Origin of the sequence: Paenibacillus sp. FSL H8-0122 (assembly GCF_038005345.1) — a bacterium.
In the GTDB taxonomy this organism is placed as follows: Bacteria; Bacillota; Bacilli; order Paenibacillales; family Paenibacillaceae; genus Paenibacillus_AQ.
The window spans coordinates 6,676,428-6,696,400 of sequence record NZ_JBBOTB010000001.1; the positions used below are offsets into that span (position 1 = coordinate 6,676,428).

General features: G+C 50.4%; 13 protein-coding genes and 2 rRNA genes. 5 read left to right on the forward strand and 10 right to left on the reverse strand.

The features are described 5' to 3' along the window. Positions 1 to 39 precede the first annotated feature (39 nt). The 4 genes from NSS64_RS28590 to gyrA all read right to left on the reverse strand — a co-directional run bounded on the left by NSS64_RS28590 (position 40) and on the right by gyrA (position 9,060). A 23S ribosomal RNA gene (locus tag NSS64_RS28590) occupies positions 40 to 2,965 on the reverse strand. A 269-nt stretch (positions 2,966 to 3,234) separates the two neighbouring features. Beyond that, a 16S ribosomal RNA gene (locus NSS64_RS28595) occupies positions 3,235 to 4,795 on the reverse strand. The 16S and 23S rRNA genes sit together here, the layout of an rRNA operon. Positions 4,796 to 5,171: 376 nt before the next feature. Then, the gene (locus tag NSS64_RS28600) at positions 5,172 to 6,272 is read right to left on the reverse strand and encodes an HD-GYP domain-containing protein (protein WP_341142303.1); all 1,101 of its coding nucleotides are present in this window, start codon (positions 6,270 to 6,272) and stop codon (positions 5,172 to 5,174) included. 241 nt (positions 6,273 to 6,513) lie between these two features. Next, positions 6,514 to 9,060 carry a DNA gyrase subunit A gene (gyrA, locus tag NSS64_RS28605; RefSeq protein ID WP_341142304.1) on the reverse strand — a complete coding sequence of 849 codons (2,547 nt, stop codon included), beginning with the start codon at positions 9,058 to 9,060 and terminating at the stop codon, positions 6,514 to 6,516. A gap of 295 nt (positions 9,061 to 9,355) precedes the next feature. Here gyrA and NSS64_RS28610 point away from each other — a divergent pair, with 295 nt between their 5' ends. After that, positions 9,356 to 10,243, forward strand: a complete 888-nt coding sequence (locus NSS64_RS28610) for a YheC/YheD family protein (RefSeq protein ID WP_341142305.1) — start codon at positions 9,356 to 9,358, stop codon at positions 10,241 to 10,243. Positions 10,244 to 10,342: 99 nt separating this feature from the next. On the opposite strand, the gene gyrB is transcribed toward NSS64_RS28610, so the two are convergent. The 6 genes from gyrB to dnaA form a co-directional block, all read right to left on the reverse strand. Next, on the reverse strand, positions 10,343 to 12,253 hold the full coding sequence (gene gyrB, locus NSS64_RS28615; protein ID WP_036728073.1) for a DNA topoisomerase (ATP-hydrolyzing) subunit B: 1,911 nt from the start codon (positions 12,251 to 12,253) through the stop codon (positions 10,343 to 10,345). Between the two features lie 45 nt (positions 12,254 to 12,298). Then, positions 12,299 to 12,547, reverse strand: coding sequence for an extracellular matrix regulator RemB (gene remB / locus NSS64_RS28620; RefSeq protein ID WP_036728071.1), 249 nt, complete (start codon positions 12,545 to 12,547; stop codon positions 12,299 to 12,301). 16 nt (positions 12,548 to 12,563) lie between these two features. After that, positions 12,564 to 13,682, reverse strand: a complete 1,119-nt coding sequence (gene recF, locus NSS64_RS28625; RefSeq protein ID WP_340945796.1) for a DNA replication/repair protein RecF — start codon at positions 13,680 to 13,682, stop codon at positions 12,564 to 12,566. Between the two features lie 20 nt (positions 13,683 to 13,702). After that, entirely contained in the window at positions 13,703 to 13,933 is a 231-nt protein-coding gene (gene yaaA, locus NSS64_RS28630; RefSeq protein WP_340945799.1) for a S4 domain-containing protein YaaA, read from the reverse strand. A 47-nt stretch (positions 13,934 to 13,980) separates the two neighbouring features. Then, on the reverse strand, positions 13,981 to 15,123 hold the full coding sequence (gene dnaN / locus NSS64_RS28635; RefSeq protein ID WP_036728067.1) for a DNA polymerase III subunit beta: 1,143 nt from the start codon (positions 15,121 to 15,123) through the stop codon (positions 13,981 to 13,983). A 196-nt stretch (positions 15,124 to 15,319) separates the two neighbouring features. After that, a complete protein-coding gene (dnaA, locus tag NSS64_RS28640; RefSeq protein WP_036699882.1) occupies positions 15,320 to 16,666 on the reverse strand; it encodes a chromosomal replication initiator protein DnaA in 1,347 nt (448 codons plus the stop codon). A gap of 672 nt (positions 16,667 to 17,338) precedes the next feature. Here dnaA and rpmH point away from each other — a divergent pair. The 4 genes from rpmH to jag all read left to right on the forward strand — a co-directional run bounded on the left by rpmH (position 17,339) and on the right by jag (position 19,939). After that, positions 17,339 to 17,473 (forward strand): 50S ribosomal protein L34, encoded by a 135-nt coding sequence (gene rpmH / locus NSS64_RS28645; protein ID WP_039295761.1) that lies wholly within the window; start codon positions 17,339 to 17,341, stop codon positions 17,471 to 17,473. Positions 17,474 to 17,831: 358 nt separating this feature from the next. Beyond that, positions 17,832 to 18,182 carry a ribonuclease P protein component gene (gene rnpA, locus NSS64_RS28650; protein WP_036699878.1) on the forward strand — a complete coding sequence of 117 codons (351 nt, stop codon included), beginning with the start codon at positions 17,832 to 17,834 and terminating at the stop codon, positions 18,180 to 18,182. Between the two features lie 87 nt (positions 18,183 to 18,269). After that, positions 18,270 to 19,208, forward strand: coding sequence for a YidC/Oxa1 family membrane protein insertase (locus NSS64_RS28655; RefSeq protein WP_076081919.1), 939 nt, complete (start codon positions 18,270 to 18,272; stop codon positions 19,206 to 19,208). Then, entirely contained in the window at positions 19,205 to 19,939 is a 735-nt protein-coding gene (jag, locus tag NSS64_RS28660; RefSeq protein ID WP_036699874.1) for an RNA-binding cell elongation regulator Jag/EloR, read from the forward strand. The genes NSS64_RS28655 and jag overlap by 4 nt, the downstream gene beginning before the upstream one ends. Positions 19,940 to 19,973 lie beyond the last annotated feature (34 nt).

The following is a 19,973-nucleotide window of genomic DNA, read 5'->3' on the forward strand; positions in this document are numbered from 1 at the left end:
CTGAAAACTGAATCCGAAACGAATTTGCGTAATAGAAATTTGGATAAGCCCTCGACCGATTAGTATTGGTCAGCTCCATGCATTACTGCACTTCCACCTCCAACCTATCTACCTCGTCGTCTTCAAGGGGTCTTACATACTGGGAAATCTCATCTTGAGGGGGGCTTCACGCTTAGATGCTTTCAGCGCTTATCCCGTCCGTACGTAGCTACTCAGCCATGCTCCTGGCGGAACAACTGATGCACCAGCGGTACGTCCATCCCGGTCCTCTCGTACTAAGGACAGCTCCTCTCAAATTTCCTGCGCCCACGACAGATAGGGACCGAACTGTCTCACGACGTTCTGAACCCAGCTCGCGTACCGCTTTAATGGGCGAACAGCCCAACCCTTGGGACCTACTTCAGCCCCAGGATGCGATGAGCCGACATCGAGGTGCCAAACCTCCCCGTCGATGTGGACTCTTGGGGGAGATAAGCCTGTTATCCCCAGGGTAGCTTTTATCCGTTGAGCGATGGCCCTTCCATGCGGTACCACCGGATCACTAAGTCCGACTTTCGTCCCTGCTCGACTTGTAGGTCTCGCAGTCAAGCTCCCTTATGCCTTTGCACTCTGCGAATGATTTCCAACCATTCTGAGGGAACCTTTGAACGCCTCCGTTACTCTTTAGGAGGCGACCGCCCCAGTCAAACTGCCCGCCTGACACGGTCCCCGTACCCGCTAAGGGTACCAGGTTAGAACCTAGATACGATCAGGGTGGTATCCCAACGGCGCCTCCGCAGAAGCTTGCGCTCCTGCCTCACCGGCTCCCACCTATCCTGTACAGATCGTACCCAAATTCAATATCAAGCTGCAGTAAAGCTCCATGGGGTCTTTCCGTCTTGTCGCGGGTAACCTGCATCTTCACAGGTATTAAAATTTCACCGGATCTCTCGTTGAGACAGCGCCCAAGTCGTTACGCCATTCGTGCGGGTCAGAATTTACCTGACAAGGAATTTCGCTACCTTAGGACCGTTATAGTTACGGCCGCCGTTTACTGGGGCTTCGGTTCACAGCTTCGGATTGCTCCTAACCGCTCCCCTTAACCTTCCAGCACCGGGCAGGCGTCAGCCCGTATACTTCGCCTTGCGGCTTCGCACAGACCTGTGTTTTTGCTAAACAGTCGCTTGGGCCTTTTCACTGCGGCCCCCTCGGGCTATTCACCCTACCGAGGCACCCCTTCTCCCGAAGTTACGGGGTCATTTTGCCGAGTTCCTTAACGAGAGTTCTTCCGCGCGCCTTAGAATTCTCTTCTCGCCTACCTGTGTCGGTTTGCGGTACGGGCACCTTCTCCTGACTAGAGGCTTTTCTTGGCAGTGTGAGATCATGACCTTCGCTACTGTAATTTTCGCTCCCCATCACAGCCCAGCCTTACGATGTGCGGATTTGCCTGCACACCAGCCTCACTGCTTAGACGGACATCCATCAGTCCGCGTCACTACCCTCCTGCGTCACCCCATCGCTCATAGCGGATTACGGTGGTACAGTAATTTCAAACTGTTGTCCTTCGACTACGCCTGTCGGCCTCGCCTTAGGTCCCGACTTACCCTGAGCGGACGAGCCTTCCTCAGGAAACCTTGGGCTTTCGGCGGATCAGATTCTCACTGATCTTTTCGTTACTCATACCGGCATTCTCACTTGTATACTCTCCAGCGCTCCTTACGGTACACCTTCAACGTATATACAACGCTCCCCTACCCCAGATGCAACGCATCTAGCCATAGCTTCGGTGGTGTGTTTAGCCCCGTTACATTTTCGGCGCAGAGTCACTCGACCAGTGAGCTATTACGCACTCTTTCAATGGTGGCTGCTTCTAAGCCAACATCCTGGTTGTCTGTGCAACTCCACATCCTTTCCCACTTAACACACACTTGGGGACCTTAGCTGATGGTCTGGGCTGTTTCCCTTTTGACAATGGATCTTAGCACTCACTGTCTGACTCCCGGCAAGAAGTAAATGGCATTCGGAGTTTGACTGAGCTTGGTAACCCTTGCGGGCCCCGCACCCAATCAGTGCTCTACCTCCACCACTCCATTCACCGAGGCTAGCCCTAAAGCTATTTCGGGGAGAACCAGCTATCTCCGAGTTCGATTGGAATTTCTCCGCTACCCCCACCTCATCCCCGCATTTTTCAACATGCGTGGGTTCGGGCCTCCAGTGCGTGTTACCGCACCTTCACCCTGGACAGGGGTAGATCACACGGTTTCGGGTCTACGTCCACATACTAAATCGCCCTATTCAGACTCGCTTTCGCTGCGGCTCCGGCTTCTCACCTTAACCTTGCATGTTAAACGTAACTCGCCGGTTCATTCTACAAAAGGCACGCCATCACCCATAAAAAGGGCTCTGACTTTTTGTAAGCACACGGTTTCAGGTTCTATTTCACTCCCCTTCCGGGGTGCTTTTCACCTTTCCCTCACGGTACTGTTTCACTATCGGTCGCCAGGTAGTATTTAGCCTTAGCAGATGGTCCTGCTGGATTCATACGGGGTTTCACGTGCCCCGCACTACTCGGGATCCGTCTCGGAGAGAACACAGTTTGGGCTACAGGGCTTTTACCTCTATCGCGGGCCTTTCCAGACCTCTTCACCTACTGAATTCCTTTGTAACTCCATGTGAGACGTCCCACAACCCCAAGAGGCAAGCCCCTTGGTTTAGGCTGTTCCGCGTTCGCTCGCCGCTACTGACGGAATCACTATTGTTTTCTCTTCCTCAGGGTACTTAGATGTTTCAGTTCCCCTGGTCTGCCTCTGCGTATCCTATGTATTCAGATACGAGTAACTGCGAATTACCACAGCTGGGTTTCCCCATTCGGACACCCCCGGATCAAAGCTTGCTTACAGCTCCCCGAGGCAGTTTCGTTGTTCGCCACGTCCTTCGTCGGCTCCTGGCGCCTAGGCATCCTCCGTGTGCTCTTAGTAGCTTAACCAACGTTCCGGCATTTGGCTTGTTTTCACAATCCAATACCTTCACTTTGTAGCAACTAATAACTATTTCAACTTGCTTACACAAGTTTCAGCTAAAAGATGTTCTAAAACGCAAATTCGTTTCGGTATCCAGTTTTCAAGGATCAAGGTAAAGATGAGAGCTTAAACTCTCAAAACTGACCAACGAGTGAGTATTCGAACCCAAGGGTTCTTTGGTGGAAGCTGAGCTTCCGATTTGAATGTTTCCGTTGCAGGAAACGATTCTCCATAGAAAGGAGGTGATCCAGCCGCACCTTCCGATACGGCTACCTTGTTACGACTTCACCCCAATCATCTACCCCACCTTCGGCGGCTGGCTCCCTTGCGGGTTACCCCACCGACTTCGGGTGTTGTAAACTCTCGTGGTGTGACGGGCGGTGTGTACAAGACCCGGGAACGTATTCACCGCGGCATGCTGATCCGCGATTACTAGCAATTCCGACTTCATGCAGGCGAGTTGCAGCCTGCAATCCGAACTGAGACCGGCTTTGCTGGGATTGGCTCCACCTCGCGGCTTCGCTTCCCGTTGTACCGGCCATTGTAGTACGTGTGTAGCCCAGGTCATAAGGGGCATGATGATTTGACGTCATCCCCACCTTCCTCCGGTTTGTCACCGGCAGTCACTCTAGAGTGCCCAGCTTTACCTGCTGGCAACTAAAGTCAAGGGTTGCGCTCGTTGCGGGACTTAACCCAACATCTCACGACACGAGCTGACGACAACCATGCACCACCTGTCTCAACTTTCCCCGAAGGGCACCTGATGCATCTCTGCTTCGTTAGTTGGATGTCAAGACCTGGTAAGGTTCTTCGCGTTGCTTCGAATTAAACCACATACTCCACTGCTTGTGCGGGTCCCCGTCAATTCCTTTGAGTTTCAGTCTTGCGACCGTACTCCCCAGGCGGAGTGCTTACTGTGTTAACTTCGGCACCAAGGGTATCGAAACCCCTAACACCTAGCACTCATCGTTTACGGCGTGGACTACCAGGGTATCTAATCCTGTTTGCTCCCCACGCTTTCGCGCCTCAGCGTCAGTTACAGCCCAGAAAGTCGCCTTCGCCACTGGTGTTCCTCCACATATCTACGCATTTCACCGCTACACGTGGAATTCCACTTTCCTCTTCTGTACTCAAGTCACCCAGTTTCCAGTGCGACCTCAGGTTGAGCCCAAGGTTTAAACACCAGACTTAAATAACCGCCTGCGCGCGCTTTACGCCCAATAATTCCGGACAACGCTTGCCCCCTACGTATTACCGCGGCTGCTGGCACGTAGTTAGCCGGGGCTTTCTTCTCAGGTACCGTCACTCCGGTAGCAGTTACTCTACCGGACGTTCTTCCCTGGCAACAGAGCTTTACGATCCGAAAACCTTCATCACTCACGCGGCGTTGCTCCGTCAGGCTTGCGCCCATTGCGGAAGATTCCCTACTGCTGCCTCCCGTAGGAGTCTGGGCCGTGTCTCAGTCCCAGTGTGGCCGTTCACCCTCTCAGGTCGGCTACGCATCGTCGCCTTGGTGGGCCGTTACCCCACCAACTAGCTAATGCGCCGCAGGCCCATCCCCAAGCAGCAGATTGCTCCGCCTTTCATTCTCTCCTCAGGAGAAGAAAGAAATTATCCGGTATTAGCTACCGTTTCCGGTAGTTATCCCAGGCTTGAGGGCAGGTTGCCTACGTGTTACTCACCCGTCCGCCGCTAAGTCTGAAAGGAAGCAAGCTTCCTTTCAGACTCCGCTCGACTTGCATGTATTAGGCACGCCGCCAGCGTTCGTCCTGAGCCAGGATCAAACTCTCCAAATTGGTATTTAGAAAGAGCGATTGCTCATTTTGAAACATCTGACGAGAATTTACATTCTCTAATTTTGGATCTCACCGAAGTGATCTCCAGATACTCACTCGTTGTTCAGTTTTCAAAGATCAAGCTCGTTGTTAGCGGCGATGTTATCGTCACCAGCAACTCTTATAATATATCACATCCAGCCGATCAATGCAAGCTCTTTTTTTAACTTCTTGTTCGAGCTCGGCGTTGATGTTTCGCGGCCAGAAATAGAATATATCACGGATAGAGATTCATTGCAAGCATTATTTCATACTCATTATCTAAAAGCTACGCTTCTTCTAACCAGCCATAGCCCGGCAAGCAAGTTAGCATAGCTCTACTCCTTTGTCCGTGTGCTTAAGCAATAATCTCCTGAATATGCAGCTCCCGTTCATTGATGAGATTAACGATGTTTCCTTCAACCTGAACCATGGGTCTTGTCGGGTTGTTACGGTCAGTAAAGATGATTTCCCCATGACGCCCATCGCTGAGCCGTATCCGTGTACCGTTGTATAGGTCTGTCGTCTTTTGAATGAAGGTCTGTACGATTACCGGATCGAGCTTCCCGAAGCTCTCCTTCTGCAGCTGCTCCAATACCAGATAAGGCGACTGTGCCTTTCTGTAGGCTTTTCCCAGCGTCATGGCATGGAAGATATCGGCGACTGCCACAATCTTGGCGTAGAAATGAATCTGGCTGCCATCCAGCCTAAGCGGGTACCCTGAACCGTCTATCTTCTCATGGTGCTGCAAGGCGGCGAGTCTAACCCCTTCGTTAATGGCTGTAACATTGCGCAGCAGCTGATAACCGTATGTAGTGTGCCTGCGTACCTCATCAATCTCTGCACCGCTTAGAGGGGTTGGCTTCTGCAGCAGCGCTTCGTCTACCTTAATGTTACCTATATCGTGCAGCAAGCCGGCAAAAGCAGCCTGCATCCAGTCCTTCTGCGGATATCCGCACCACTGGGCAATTCGATAGGAGGTCAGGGCAGACAAGACCGCATTATGATAGTTATATTCCTGGTCAATCAGCACACGCGGCGCAAACTTTAAGACATGGTAATCCTTCAAATGGGTAATCAGCAGCTCCAGCTGACTCCGCAGTTCGAAGATCGGCAACGCCGCAGCGGCCGCTGCGCGGTAGCTTTGCTTGATAAGCACCAGCATTTTCTCATACTCATCGTGAAGAGGAGAATTACTCTTGGACAGCACCGACTCATTAATTAGAGCACCTGCCTTGGCCGCTTGCTGCTTCACTGCCGGTTTAGCGCTCTCTGCCGGTTTGTCTTCCCCATGCGCCCCTTCAATCTCGACCTGTCCGATCAAAAAAGCCTGCAAAATTTCAATATCCCGGGGGAGAATGATCTTCCCCTTTCCGAATAATACTCCCCCTAAAGGAGTAATTACATCCTTTATAATCTTTGAACCCGCTTTAATCTCTCCAACGGATATGTTTGGCATTAGCCTAAGCCCCTTTATGTCGGTGACACCTGTAATTCTCTAATTATAGTATGGAACACGGGAAGCGGCTAGATAGAGAATTCCCCGTTCATCAGTTGATAAGGTATAAAATAACCCCACAAAGTGAGGCTTTAGCTTCGAAGATAACTCAGGTACTTTGCGGGGGCCCCAAAACATATAAATCTTTTAAAAAAAGAGCATGGATTTCTATACATCAGAAACCCATGCTCTCCTGCAATCCTTATTCGAGGCTGTCGTCTTCGTTCAAGTCATCCGCTTCAGGCTGGCTAGCTTCAATCTCGCCTTCGCCTTCTACAGGAGCTCCTTGAATGTCTTCGCCATCCTCATGCTCAGACAGCTCTTCATCCTCTTTGTCCGCTCTGCACAGTGTAGCTACAGCATCATCCTCACGGATATTAATCAGCTTAACGCCCTGCGCATAACGGCCCATGGTGGATATTCCGTCCATGCTGGTACGGATCAGGGTACCGCTGGTCGTAATAATCATCAGGTCCTCGTCCTGCTTGACGACCTTCAGCCCGACAACCGGCCCGTTCTTATCCGTAAGGTTAATGGTCTTGATGCCTTTACCGCCGCGGGTCTGGGACCGGTAGTCAGCAGCAGGTGTCCGCTTACCATAGCCCTTGGTGGTTACGATCAGCACCTCAAGCTCCTGGTCTACGCAGTCCATGCCAATAACATGGTCATTGGAATCAAGCGTGATCCCCTTAACCCCGGTAGCGCTGCGGCCCATGGAACGCACATCATTCTCCGAGAAGGTAATCGACATTCCGCGTGCAGTACCGATAATCAGATTCTGCTCACCGTCTGTCAGCTTCACCTCAATCAGTGAATCCTCCTCACGGAGATTGATTGCAATCAGGCCACCCTTACGGATGTTGTTGTAATCTTCCAGAGGCGTCTTCTTCACAATTCCCTCGCGGGTAGCGAAGAACAGGTACTTGTCACTGTCCGCTTCCTCTACCTGGATGACCGCGCTGATCTTCTCACCCTGCTCAATTTGAATCAGGTTGATGATCGGCGTTCCCCGAGCAGTCCGTCCAAGCTCCGGAATCTCATAAGCCTTAATCCGGTACACTTTACCCTTATCAGTGAAGAACATCAGGTAGTTATGGGAGTTACTCACGAAGAGATGCTCCACAAAGTCCTGGTCCTTGGTGTCCATCCCGATGACACCGCGTCCGCCGCGCTTCTGGCTGCGGTAGGTGTTGACCGGAAGACGTTTGATGTAACCGGTGTGGGTAATCGTGATAACAACCTCTTCACGCGGAATCAGATCCTCGTCGAGGATGCTTTCTTCCCCAACCGTAATTTCTGTACGGCGGTCATCGGAGTACTTATCCTGGATCTCCTGCAGTTCATTGCTGATAATATCCAGCACAAGATGCTCATTGGCCAGAATCTCACGGTATTCGGCAATTTTGGCCAAAAGCTCGTTATATTCGTTCTCGATCTTCTCGCGTTCCAGACCGGTCAGGCGCTGCATCCGCATATCGAGGATCGCCTGGGCCTGCTCTACGCTTAGACTGAAGGTCTCCATCAGACCTTCCCGGGCAATGTCGGTAGTGCGTGAGGCGCGGATCAGGGCAATGACCTCATCCAGATGATCCAGGGCAATACGCAGACCTTCCAGAATATGCGCCCGTGCCTCCGCCTTCTTAAGGTCGAAGATCGTCCGGCGGCGGATGACTTCGATCTGATGCTGCAGATAGTGATACAACACATCGCGCAGATTCAGAATCTTCGGTTCATTGTTGACAATAGCCAGCATGTTGATCCCGAAAGTGGACTGCATAGAAGTATGCTTGTAGAGATTGTTGAGTACAACACTCGGATTCACATCCCGTCTCATTTCAACCACTACGCGCATTCCGTTACGGTCAGACTCATCACGCAGATCCGTAATGCCCTCGATGCGCTTCTCACGCACCAGCTCCGCAATCTTCTCCACGAGCCGGGCTTTGTTGACCTGGTAAGGAAGCTCATGCACAATAATCCGGGCCTTGCCGTTATTCTCTTCAATGACCGCTTTGGCACGCATGGTAACCGATCCGCGTCCAGTACGGTAGGCCTGACGGATGCCTTCACGGCCCAGAATATATCCGGCCGTCGGGAAATCCGGGCCTTGAATATATTCCATAAGCTCCATAGGCGTAATATCAGGATTCTTGATCATCGCCTGCACACCGTCAATAACCTCACCGAGGTTATGCGGAGGAATGTTGGTTGCCATCCCCACCGCAATCCCGCCTACACCATTGACCAGCAGATTGGGATAACGTGCCGGCAAGACTACAGGCTCGTTCTCTTCACCATCATAGTTGGGCGCGAAGTCAACGGTCTCCTTGTTCAGGTCACGGAGCATTTCTCCGGCAATTTTGGACAAACGTGCTTCTGTATAACGCATTGCAGCCGCCATGTCTCCGTCTATGGAACCGAAGTTACCATGACCGTCTACAAGCATATAGCGCATGGAGAAGTCCTGTGCCATACGTACCATTGTTTCATAGACTGCTGAGTCACCGTGTGGGTGATACTTACCGATAACCTCACCGACGATTCTAGCTGACTTCTTATGTGGCTTATCCGAGGACATACCAAGTTCCGACATCGCAAACAAAATGCGTCGGTGAACAGGCTTAAGTCCATCCCGCACATCCGGCAAAGCCCGGCTTACAATGATGCTCATTGCGTAATCCATAAAGGATTCGCGCATTTCCACGCCAATGTCCCGATCTTTGACTTGCGGGTTATTTTGTTCAGCCATGAGTTGGTGGACCTCCTTCAGTTAAAAACCGCTACCCTATATTATATTACTTTCACAAAACCAGCACAATTAAACATGATAGCCTGTTATCGTCTATATTGATTTTCTTTTAGTACGGATAAGGGTATACGCCCTCTCCGCTGCTGTCTTCAGTACATAGACTGTAGAGACAAGAGAATTGGCTTCATGCCCCTGTTTTCGTCCCAAAAAGCATAATCTCATATCCTTATATTATAACATTTTTTTGTTTGCTTGTCCTGAAAATTCGCTATGCGTAAAGAAACGGAGGCAGAACATGAAGATTCAACGCGTGTCCAGCAAATGGGCAAAAACGAAAGTCATTCTGCAAAACCGTCAGCTATCGGTCTATATTCCGGAAACGCGCAAATACGGCCTGGAGGATCTGAAAGAAATGCTGCATCTGCATGGCACGGTATATATAAAGCCCGACCGCGGCACCTATGGCAGCGGAGTGATGAGAGCCGAGCAGAGGGTTGTACACTTAAGTCCCAGCGGGCAGCAGCCGGAGACCCGTGAACCGGAGACAGCAGCTGCAGACATTGAAGCAGAAGTATCGGCAGAGCCGAAGCTGATGTATATTCTCAGGTATGCGAAGGACGCCGAGGTCTTTAATAACCCTGAAGAGCTTCATGCCGCACTGGTGCCGCGGATTAAAGACCGCAGCTATCTGGTCCAGCAGGGCATTGATCTGCTGCAGCATCAGGAGCGCCCCTTCGACCTGCGGGTGCTTACCCAAAAGAATCCCCAGGGCAGCTGGGAGACTACAGGCATGCTTGGCCGGGTCGCCGCACCGCAGAAGGTGATCACGAATTATCACAGCGGGGGCAGTGTTTTTCCGGTAGATGCCCTGTTCAAGGAGCATATGACCTCTGACGAAATGTCTGCGACTACCCAGCAGCTCAAATCGCTGGGCGTCCGAATCGGCGCGCAGCTCGAAACGGCTTATCCAGGCCTTAAGGAGCTGGGGCTTGATGTAGCTATCGACCAGCATCACGATCTATGGCTGCTTGAAGTAAACACCTTACCCTCCATCATTGTCTTCAAATTGTTCAAGAACAAAGCAATTTACCGCAGAATCCACCGTTACGCTGTGGCCTATGGACGGTTGAAGCCTAACCGGAAGTCCGTGACCAGCCGCCGCAAGCGAATATCAAACTTCTAGCTCTATGTATTCAAGCGGCAGGCTATATCCCCCTCTTGATTACTAAAAAACCTCCGGCTTCATCCGCAAGGGATAATCCGGAGGTTCGCTATGTGCGGCTTAAATATCCAGGTTCTTAACCGATTGCGCATGCTCCTGAATGAATTCACGGCGCGGTTCGACATTGTCACCCATCAGGGTATCAAAGATGCTGTCCGCCAGCATGGCATCCTCAATGGTCACCTGCAGCATGGTGCGGCTCTCAGGGTCCATCGTCGTGTCCCACAGCTGAGCGGCGTTCATCTCACCCAGACCTTTGTAGCGCTGAACGTTAACCTTCACGTTCTCACCGAAGGCAGCAATGATCTCATCGCGCTCCTTCTCGGTCTGTGCATAGCGCACAACCTTGTTGCGCTCGATCTTGAAGAGCGGCGGCTGGGCGATATAGATATACCCTGCGTCAACAATCTTCCGCATGTAGCGGTAGAAGAAGGTCAGCAGCAGTGTTCGGATATGGGCGCCGTCGACGTCCGCATCGGTCATGATGACAACCTTGTGGTAACGCGCCTTCGAGAGGTCGAAATCATCACTGATCCCGGTTCCCAGTGCGGTGATAATCGCCCGGATTTCCGCATTGGACAAGATCCGGTCCAGCCGGGCCTTCTCCACGTTCAGGATCTTGCCGCGCAGCGGCAGGATAGCCTGGAAGTGACGGTCCCGGCCCTGCTTGGCAGATCCTCCGGCCGAGTCACCTTCGACGATGTACAGCTCACTGATGGACGCATCCTTGGAGGAGCAGTCTGCCAGCTTACCCGGCAGGGCGCTGACTTCAAGCGCACTTTTGCGGCGGGTCAGCTCACGGGCCTTTTTGGCCGCTTCACGGGCACGGGAAGCCTGCAATGACTTCTCCAGCACCTTACGTGAGACGGCAGGGTTCTCTTCCAGGAACTCCTGCAGCTTCTCGCCGAACAGTGATTCTACAATCCCGCGGACTTCACTGTTGCCGAGCTTGGTCTTGGTTTGGCCTTCGAACTGCGGCTCAGGGATTTTGACGGAAATAATCGCCGTCAGACCTTCACGGACATCGTCCCCGGTCAGATTCTGGCTGCTATCCTTGATCACGCCGGCCTTGCGTGCGTAATCATTAATGATCCGCGTCAAAGCGCTCTTGAAGCCGGATTCATGCGTTCCGCCCTCGTGGGTATTGATATTGTTGGCGAACGAATAGATATTCTCTGTATATGAATCGTTATATTGGAGAGCTACTTCAACCGCGATCATATCCCGTGAGCCTTCCACGTAGATCGGTTCCTCATGAAGAGCTTCTTTTTTCTCGTTAAGGTATTTCACATACTCCACAATACCGCCTTCATACTTGAACGTATTGTTGACTCCGGTCCGTTCATCCAGCAGTGACAGCTCAATGCCCTTGTTCAGGAAGGCCAGCTCTCGGATACGGGTAAGGAGCGTGGAGTATTCAAAAGTAGTGGTTTCGGTAAAAATATCCGGGTCCGGGTGGAAGGTGGTGGTGGTCCCCGTCTCCTCTGTATCCCCGATCACTCTGATGTCATATTGCGGCACGCCGCGGTTGTACTCCTGCTGGTAGACATGCCCGTCACGTTTGACAGTGACAACTACCTTCTCGGACAAGGCGTTAACCACAGAGATCCCTACGCCGTGAAGACCGCCGGACACCTTGTAACCCCCGCCGCCGAACTTACCGCCTGCATGCAGGACAGTCATGACCACTTCAAGCGTGGACTTCTTCAGCTTGACGTTCTCACCGACAGGAATTCCTCGCCCGTTGTCAATAACAGTCACACTATTATTTTCAGTAATTATGACTTGAATCCGGTCGCAAAAACCTGCCAGCGCCTCATCGATACTATTATCGACAACCTCCCAGACCAAATGATGCAGACCTTTGGAGCTGGTGGAGCCAATGTACATGCCGGGACGTTTCCGAACTGCTTCCAGCCCTTCCAGTACCTGAATCTGGCTCTCATCATATGTCGGTTGATTCATTGACATGCCTTCACCTACTTCTTTCAGATTATCTCTTGTAACTTACGAAACTTATATTTCTAACAAGATCTTGGCTCTTTTTTTGAGAGTGGAGGAGGAGATCGGGGAGTAGTAGACAGTATTCCTGGTCACGACAATAGACTTCGCTTCCTCTTCACCAATGCGTTCCAGCTTCTTATCCTGCTGGGAATGAGTCATAAACTGCTTCGATACCTTGGAGGATTTCTCAATCGATATATCAAATATAGCAATCAGCTCTGAGGATCGAATAATTTTTTCTCCGCCCAAATGAATATACATGGTCTTCCTCCGCTCTTTATAACCCCACTTTGCCGCCATGAACATGATACAGGATTGCACCCTTTAGTTTATCAGCATTCAGTCCCTCAACACCGGTGGCAGTGATGAAGGTCTGCACCTTGCTCTGAAAGGTTTCAATAAGCTGGGTCTGACGATAGGGATCAAGTTCGGACAAAACATCATCAAGAAGCAGCACAGGGTATTCTCCGATCTCCTCATGGATCAGTTCAATTTCCGCCAGCTTGAGCGATAAAGCTGCCGTACGTTGCTGCCCTTGGGAACCGTAGACCTGAGCTTCTCTTCCGTTGATAAAAAAGGACAGGTCATCCCGATGGGGACCCGTCAGCGTCATGCCGCGCCTGATTTCCTGATCTCTTGTTTGTGATAACTTTAACATAAATTTGTCCAATAAGACAGCTTCATCTTCCTCTTCACGCTCACCAAACGAGGGGACATAGAGCAGCTTGAGCTCTTCTCCGCCGTTTGTGATGCCCCGGTGGATGCTTTCTGCCCATATCTGCAGCTTCTTTATGAATTGTTTCCTTTTTTTGACGATTTTAACACCATGTTCTACAAGTTGGGCATCCCAGATGTCCAGAAGCTCCCGGCCGCCAGCCTCCTTGCCCCATAACTGCTTCAGCAAATTGCCCCGCTGGAGGAGGATTTTCTGGTATTGCTGCAGATGAAACAGGTAGCTCGGCTGAACCTGGCCAATCTCCATGTCAAGGAACCGGCGCCGGATGCCCGGGGTGCCTTTAACAATCTCCAGATCCTCCGGGGCGAACATTACAACATTCAGCGAGCCTACGAATTCACTGAGCCGCCGTTGCTCCAGTCCGTTAATTCTGGCCTTCTTGCCCTGCGGGGACAGGGTCAGCTCCAGCTTAAGATCCCCGTATTTGCGCTCTACTTCAGCAACAATCTGTGCAGAGCCCGACGGGGCATCGAAGGAGATCAGCTCCTTGTCCTTGGAGGTCCGGTGGCTTTTGGTCATCGCCAGGACAAACAAAGCCTCCATGAGATTGGTTTTGCCCTGGGCATTCTGTCCGAGAATGAGATTCACATCGCCCAGATGCTCAAGACGCAGCAGCCCATAGTTACGGTAATCCTGCAGTCCGATATTTTTGACAAACAAGAGCCTGTTCCTCCTTAGGGTTACTCCTCCTTGACGCCGCCGCCCTCAACTTCAAACACGCCGTTATCCTGTACCTCTATTCTATCACCCGGGTAGAGCTTCCGGCCACGGCGTTCTTCAACCTCTCCGTTCACCTGCACATGCCCTTCCTGCAGCAGCGCCTTGGCCATCCCCCCTGTGGATACACAGTCAGCGAGCTTCAGGAACTGGTCGAGCTTAATGTATCCACTGTGGATAACTATTTTTTTCATGATTTTAATCCTTTCAGCCACTTATCCACATGTTGATGGACAGGGCGTTAATTAGTTGTCCGGTACGGCAAAATCACATACAGGCTGCGGCTCTCATCGAGCGGTCTGAGAATAATCGGGCTCATCATACCGGTGAAGGCGATCACGAGCTGCTCACTCTCCACCACCTTCAGCACATCGAGCATATATTTGGAGTTGAAGGAGATGCGCAGCGGCTCGCCTTTGAAATCGATAACTTCCAGCTCTTCACGGACCTTCCCCAGCTCGGAGGAGCTGGAAGAGATCTCCACATCACCGTTTTCCAGGGTCTGCATCCGGACGATGTTCGTTTTCTCTTCACGGGACAGCAAATAAGCACGGTCAATCGATTCGCTTAATTTTTTTGTGTCCAAAGTTAGTTCTGTTTTGTAGGTGGTTGGAATAATTCTAGAAGTATCCGGATAAATGCCATCCAGAATCCGCGAATAGAACAACACTTTGTCGATTTTGAACAGCACCTGGTTATCGGCGACGACAATATCCACCAGCATATTCTGATCAGGGATAATTTTGCTCAGCTCGTTCAGCGTTTTGCCGGCAATGACAATATTCGCGAACTGGATATTCTCTGTGCCTTCCAAGTGGGCAGCTCTGGTTGCGAGCCGGTGGCGGTCGGTAGCCGTGAACTTGAATTCATTGTCGGCCAGATTCCACAGAATGCCTGTCAGGATCGGTGTTGTCTCTTGGGTGGAGATGGAGAAGGCGGTCTGCTTGATCATATTCTTCAGCAAATCACCCGGCATGGAGATGGTTTCATTCTCCTCAATGCTTGGCAGAACCGGGAATTCTTCAGGATCAAGACCCACGATCTGAATCTCCGTAGAGCCGGAGGAGATATAGGTCTGGAAGCCTTCCTTGACTTCCATGTGAATTTCTTTGGAGGGAAGCTTCTTGATAATCTCAACGAAAAATTTGGCGGGAAGCACTACGCTGCCCGGCTGCTCTACCTTGACGATCGTCTGGCTGTCATTCTCGGCAGGGATGAAGGACTGAATGGAAATATCCGTATCACTTGCAGTCAGTGTAACGCCCTGATGGCTAACCTCAAACTTAATACCGGTCAGAATAGGGATAGTTGTTCTGCTGGAGATTGCCTTGGAGACATGGCCGATGGATTCGTTAAGCTCGTTTTTGAGAATGCTGATTTTCATGATTTCACTCCTAGCTGAAAAATTGGGAAATGGGTGTACGTAAATGCTCTTTGAAACCTGCTCTTAGAAGATGAATTATTATAGTTATTTAATAGTATTAGTAGTAGGGGCTCCGTTTATGTGGATAAGTGGCTAAACAGCATAAAATTAAGCCTACCCACATGTGTATAGATTGTGTATAGGCTCTTTGTTCCTCTTAGGAAGGATTTTTAATTTTCTCCGAAAGATTATTTACCACTTTATAGAGCTCCTGGTCCACCTTTAATTGCTGCGTAATCTTCTCATGGGCATGGATAACGGTCGTATGATCGCGTCCTCCGAAGGCCTCGCCGATCTTAGGAAGCGAATAATCCGTCAGCTCGCGGGAGAGATACATGGCAATCTGCCTTGGAAAAGCTACAGCCTTCGTGCGTTTCCGCGCTTTGAAGTCCTCCATGCGCAAATTGTAGTATTCACCGACTTTTTGCTGAATATCGTTAATGGTGATCATCTTCGGACGGCTTGAAGGGATGATATCCTTCAGCGCTTCGGCTGCCAGATGTGTCGTCACATCCTGGTTCGTCAGGGAAGAATAAGCCACAACACGGATCAGCGCGCCTTCAAGCTCCCGGATATTCGTGTCGATCTGGTTGGCAATGTACATCATGGCTTCGTTCGGGATATCCAGGTTCTCCGCTTTGGCCTTCTTGCGCAGAATGGCAATCCGCGTCTCAAGATCGGGGGGCTGGATATCTGTGATCAGTCCCCATTCGAACCGGGAACGCAGCCGTTCTTCCAGAGTGGGAATTTCCTTGGGAGGCCGGTCGCTGGAGATGATAATTTGCTTGCGTTCTTCGTGAAGAGCATTGAACGTATGGAAAAATTCCTCCTGCGTGGACTCCTTGCCGGCCAGGAATTGGATGTCATCAATCAGCAAAATGTCAACATTGCGGTACTTGTTGCGGAAGCTTTCGCCGCGGTTATCACGGATGGAGTTGATGAATTCATTCGTGAACTTCTCGGAGGAGATGTAAATCACCTTGTTATTGGGGTTATGCTCCAGCACATAATGGCCGATCGCATGCATAAGGTGAGTCTTTCCGAGACCTACGCCTCCATACAGAAACAGAGGGTTATAGGCTTTGGCCGGCGCTTCGGCTACAGCAAGGGAGGCTGCATGCGCAAAACGGTTGCCTGAACCGATCACGAACGTGTCGAAGGTGTATTTGGGATTGAGCAAATGAGTCTGTGCCTCTTCGCGCGAAACAACGGGAGTAGGCGCACTTTGCTGAACTACAGGCTCAGAGGGCTTGTTCTCCTCAATGACAAATTTGACTTCCACCTGCTGTCCGGTAACTTCATATACCGTTGCTCCTACCAGTTTGGTATAGCGACTTTCCAGCCATTCTACGGCAAAGGTTGTAGGCGCCGAGATGATAAGAGCCTGGGAATTGAACGTCATGGCCTTGGTGGCCTTGAACCAGGTATCGAAGCTCGGCTTGCTTAGTTTGGTTTGAATAATCGATAATATTTGCTGCCATAATTCGGAAGTATGGCTGTCCACAGACTGTCACTCCTTTAAATCTTCCAAATGTGGCATCAGCCATGAAGTGGAAATGTCGAAGAAAATGGGTTGGTGCTGAATCTTATCCCCAGTATGCAACTTCAAGAGACAAAAAAATATGGATAAATTTGAATTGTTCACAACTTTATCCACAGCTTGTTGATAATTTATTGAACAAACAAATCTATTCACATTCAAAAGTAATACTATCATAGCAAAACGCCCCTTGTTTTTCAATGAGCGAGGCCATTTTATCCACAAATTCAATCACTTGTGTATAATTTTTAGGCACACCACTACATATTGTTGATAATTTGTTTACCGTTCGACAGTTTCCGCGGCTGCGCCAATTTTTTTATACACAGGTTGTGCTCACCTGTGAGCAAATTCCCCCCGGAATTAATCACAGGTGGATAACTGGACAAGCCTGTGGATTATTATTTTGGATGTGTTCCTTTGTGGATAAGCGGAGCAACCTGAAAAAGAGGGAGAAAGAGACATGGTTGACTTTTGGCGCTAATATATGTTTAAATATATAAAGGTGTTTTCTGTGAGGATATGTCTCCAAATTAAATTGATAATACTTGTAGATACTGTCCCTACTTTAAGGACGGCTTAGTCCGTTTCTGCTTATATGACAGTAATTATGTTCCTGTAAGGGAGGTGCAATACATGAGACCGACGTTCAGACCAAATGTTAGCAAACGCAAAAAGGTGCATGGTTTCCGCAAAAGAATGAGCACGAAAAACGGCCGCAAAGTGCTGGCAGCCCGCCGCTTGAAAGGCAGAAAAGTTTTGAGTGCGTAAGATAGGCCACTTTGGGACCACTGCTGTGGTCCTTTTTTACGCTTTATTTGCAGAATGCATCAGCTGTTTTTATTTCTCTTCTATATATAGCGCAGAATAGGATGACGCTCAGTGAGCAGAAACCCACGCACTACTTCTGCTGCTGCAACAATAAATGATAGGCTCTGCAGGGGATGTTAACGCTACTGCGGGGCTTTTTTTAAAGATATAAGAATTCCACAAGCTGTCTATGTTTGTTGGCAGGGGATCTCCAGGGCCGCCGCGGTAACTGTTTATGGTCTCCCTTGAATGACAATACTAATTAGAAGATGAAATTCCGGAGCCTGGAGCAATTCCGGTATTTGAATAGGAGATTTCCGTGCACAAAAGTCTACGATTACGAAACCGTGCCGACTTCAGCCGCGTATACCGCCATGGGAAGTCATTTGCGAATCATCAGTATGTGGTGTATTGGTTCCCCAGAAGAGAAGTGGAACGATTCCGGGTGGGCATATCCGTCAGCAAGAAGGTCGGGAATGCCGTAGTCCGGAACCGGATGAGAAGGCTGGTCAAGGAGATTGTCCGTCATCACGAGGCGGAAATTGCCGGCAATCTGGATATCGTTTTCATTGTCAGAAAAGGAGCGCTCTCCAAGGATTACGCCGAGCTGGAGAAAAGCGTGCTGCATGTGCTGCGCAAAGCCAAGCTGCTCAAGGCTTTACGCAAGTAAAAGAGCCTGAAGAGGGCTTGTTTATTTGTATCCATAATTATGTTATGATTTACGGTGCAATGGAATGTTTATGAGAGGGGTTTTGAAGTGTCTCTAATGAAGACTAAGCGAGGAAAAATGTTTCTTCTCCTCGGGTTAATGGTTCTAATGATCGCTGTTCTGTCGGGATGCTCTCCGTCTGCGACAACAGTGACGCACACTACGGAGGATTTGAAAAATGGAGGCTTCTGGCAGAGTAATGTTGTCTATTATTTCGCCTTAGCTCTGGATACTTTCGCCAAGTGGTTCAACGGCCAATACGGCTTTGCCGTTCTTGTGATGGTGATTATTGTCCGCACGCTGATTCTCCCGCTTACGATTAAGCAGGTGAAGAGCTCGCGCGCCATGCAGGCGATTCAGCCGGAACTTGAGAAGATTAAGAAGAAATATAAAGATGAGCCCGAAAAGGTACAGCAGGAGACAATGCGCCTGTTCCAGGAGAACAAGGTTAATCCGATGGCGGGCTGTCTGCCGCTGATCGTGCAAATGCCAATCTTTATTGCCCTATACAATTCCATCTACTACAACCCGGATCTCAGATTGCATGACTTCCTGTGGCTGCAGCTTGGCAAGCCCGACCACCTGTTCATTCTGCCGGTTCTCGCTGCCGCAACCACCTTCATTCAGACCCGCATGATGACCAAGATGAACCCGGTCCAACAGCAGGGTCCAATGCAGTTCATGATGATGGTCTATCCGGTTCTGATCTTCATCATGTCCTACAACTTCCCGGCTGCTCTGCCTCTGTACTGGGTATACAGCAATATTTACACCATTGTCCAGAACTACTTCCTGTACCGCAACAATGATAAGCACAAAGCAGCACTTGTGGCTGCGAATGCTACGGTAAGTGCAGGCAACAGCAAGGCCAAGGATGTTAACCTGACGAAAAGCAAGAACAGCAACTCTAACGCCCGCAAAGATGTAACTCCTGCTGCTAAAGGAAACGGAAGCAATGGGAAGAAGGGGGTCAAAAAGTCAAAATGAGCAAAGTCGTCGCGACAGGGAAAACCATTGAAGAAGCTGTAGAACGGGGACTTAATCAGCTTGGAGTTCACAAGGACCGGGTAACGGTCAACGTACTTGAACAGCCGTCAAAAGGATTCCTTGGATTGATCGGTGCGAAGGGTGCCAAGGTGGAATTGACCTTGATCCCGGAAGCCGCACCGGCATCAGCGGCGAGTGCTCCGCTACTGTCTCAGCAGACAACAAGAGAGAGCAATACAGAGGCGATCAGCGGTGTACCGCGCCAGGATTCCGGACACCCGGTAGAAGAAGCATACGGTCAGGCCGTTCATTTCATTGTAGATGTCGCCAAGAGCATGGGGCTTGAGGTGGAAGTTGAAATCGTTCATGCCAAGGAATCAACTGTTCTGCAAATTTCCGGTCCGGAGCTTGGGCTGCTGATTGGCAGAAGAGGACAAACTCTCGATGCTTTGCAGTATTTGGCTAATATTGTGGCCAACCGGTATTCTGACAGCTTCATCCGGCTCGTGCTGGATGCGGAGAACTTCCGGGAGCGCCGCAAGAAGACACTGGAGGAGCTGGCTGACCGTCTGGCCGGGCGTGTGGTGAGGACCCGCAAAGAGGTGGTCCTGGAGCCCATGTCCCCGCAGGAACGCAAGATCATCCATTCCAGATTACAGGATCACAAGCAGGTGAACACCCTCAGCAAGGGTGAAGAGCCGAACCGCCGCGTCGTTATAACTTTGAAGTAGAACCATATGCCGCAATGACTCCTTGACCTATGCG

Coding starts and splice junctions, on each gene's coding strand:
- NSS64_RS28600 (WP_341142303.1), bottom strand. CDS start 6,272: ATGCCAAACATATCCGTTGGAGAGATTAAAGCGGGTTCAAAGATTATA.
- gyrA (WP_341142304.1), bottom strand. CDS start 9,060: ATGGCTGAACAAAATAACCCGCAAGTCAAAGATCGGGACATTGGCGTG.
- NSS64_RS28610 (WP_341142305.1), top strand. CDS start 9,356: ATGAAGATTCAACGCGTGTCCAGCAAATGGGCAAAAACGAAAGTCATT.
- gyrB (WP_036728073.1), bottom strand. CDS start 12,253: ATGTCAATGAATCAACCGACATATGATGAGAGCCAGATTCAGGTACTG.
- remB (WP_036728071.1), bottom strand. CDS start 12,547: ATGTATATTCATTTGGGCGGAGAAAAAATTATTCGATCCTCAGAGCTG.
- yaaA (WP_340945799.1), bottom strand. CDS start 13,933: ATGAAAAAAATAGTTATCCACAGTGGATACATTAAGCTCGACCAGTTC.
- dnaN (WP_036728067.1), bottom strand. CDS start 15,123: ATGAAAATCAGCATTCTCAAAAACGAGCTTAACGAATCCATCGGCCAT.
- rpmH (WP_039295761.1), top strand. CDS start 17,339: ATGAGACCGACGTTCAGACCAAATGTTAGCAAACGCAAAAAGGTGCAT.
- jag (WP_036699874.1), top strand. CDS start 19,205: ATGAGCAAAGTCGTCGCGACAGGGAAAACCATTGAAGAAGCTGTAGAA.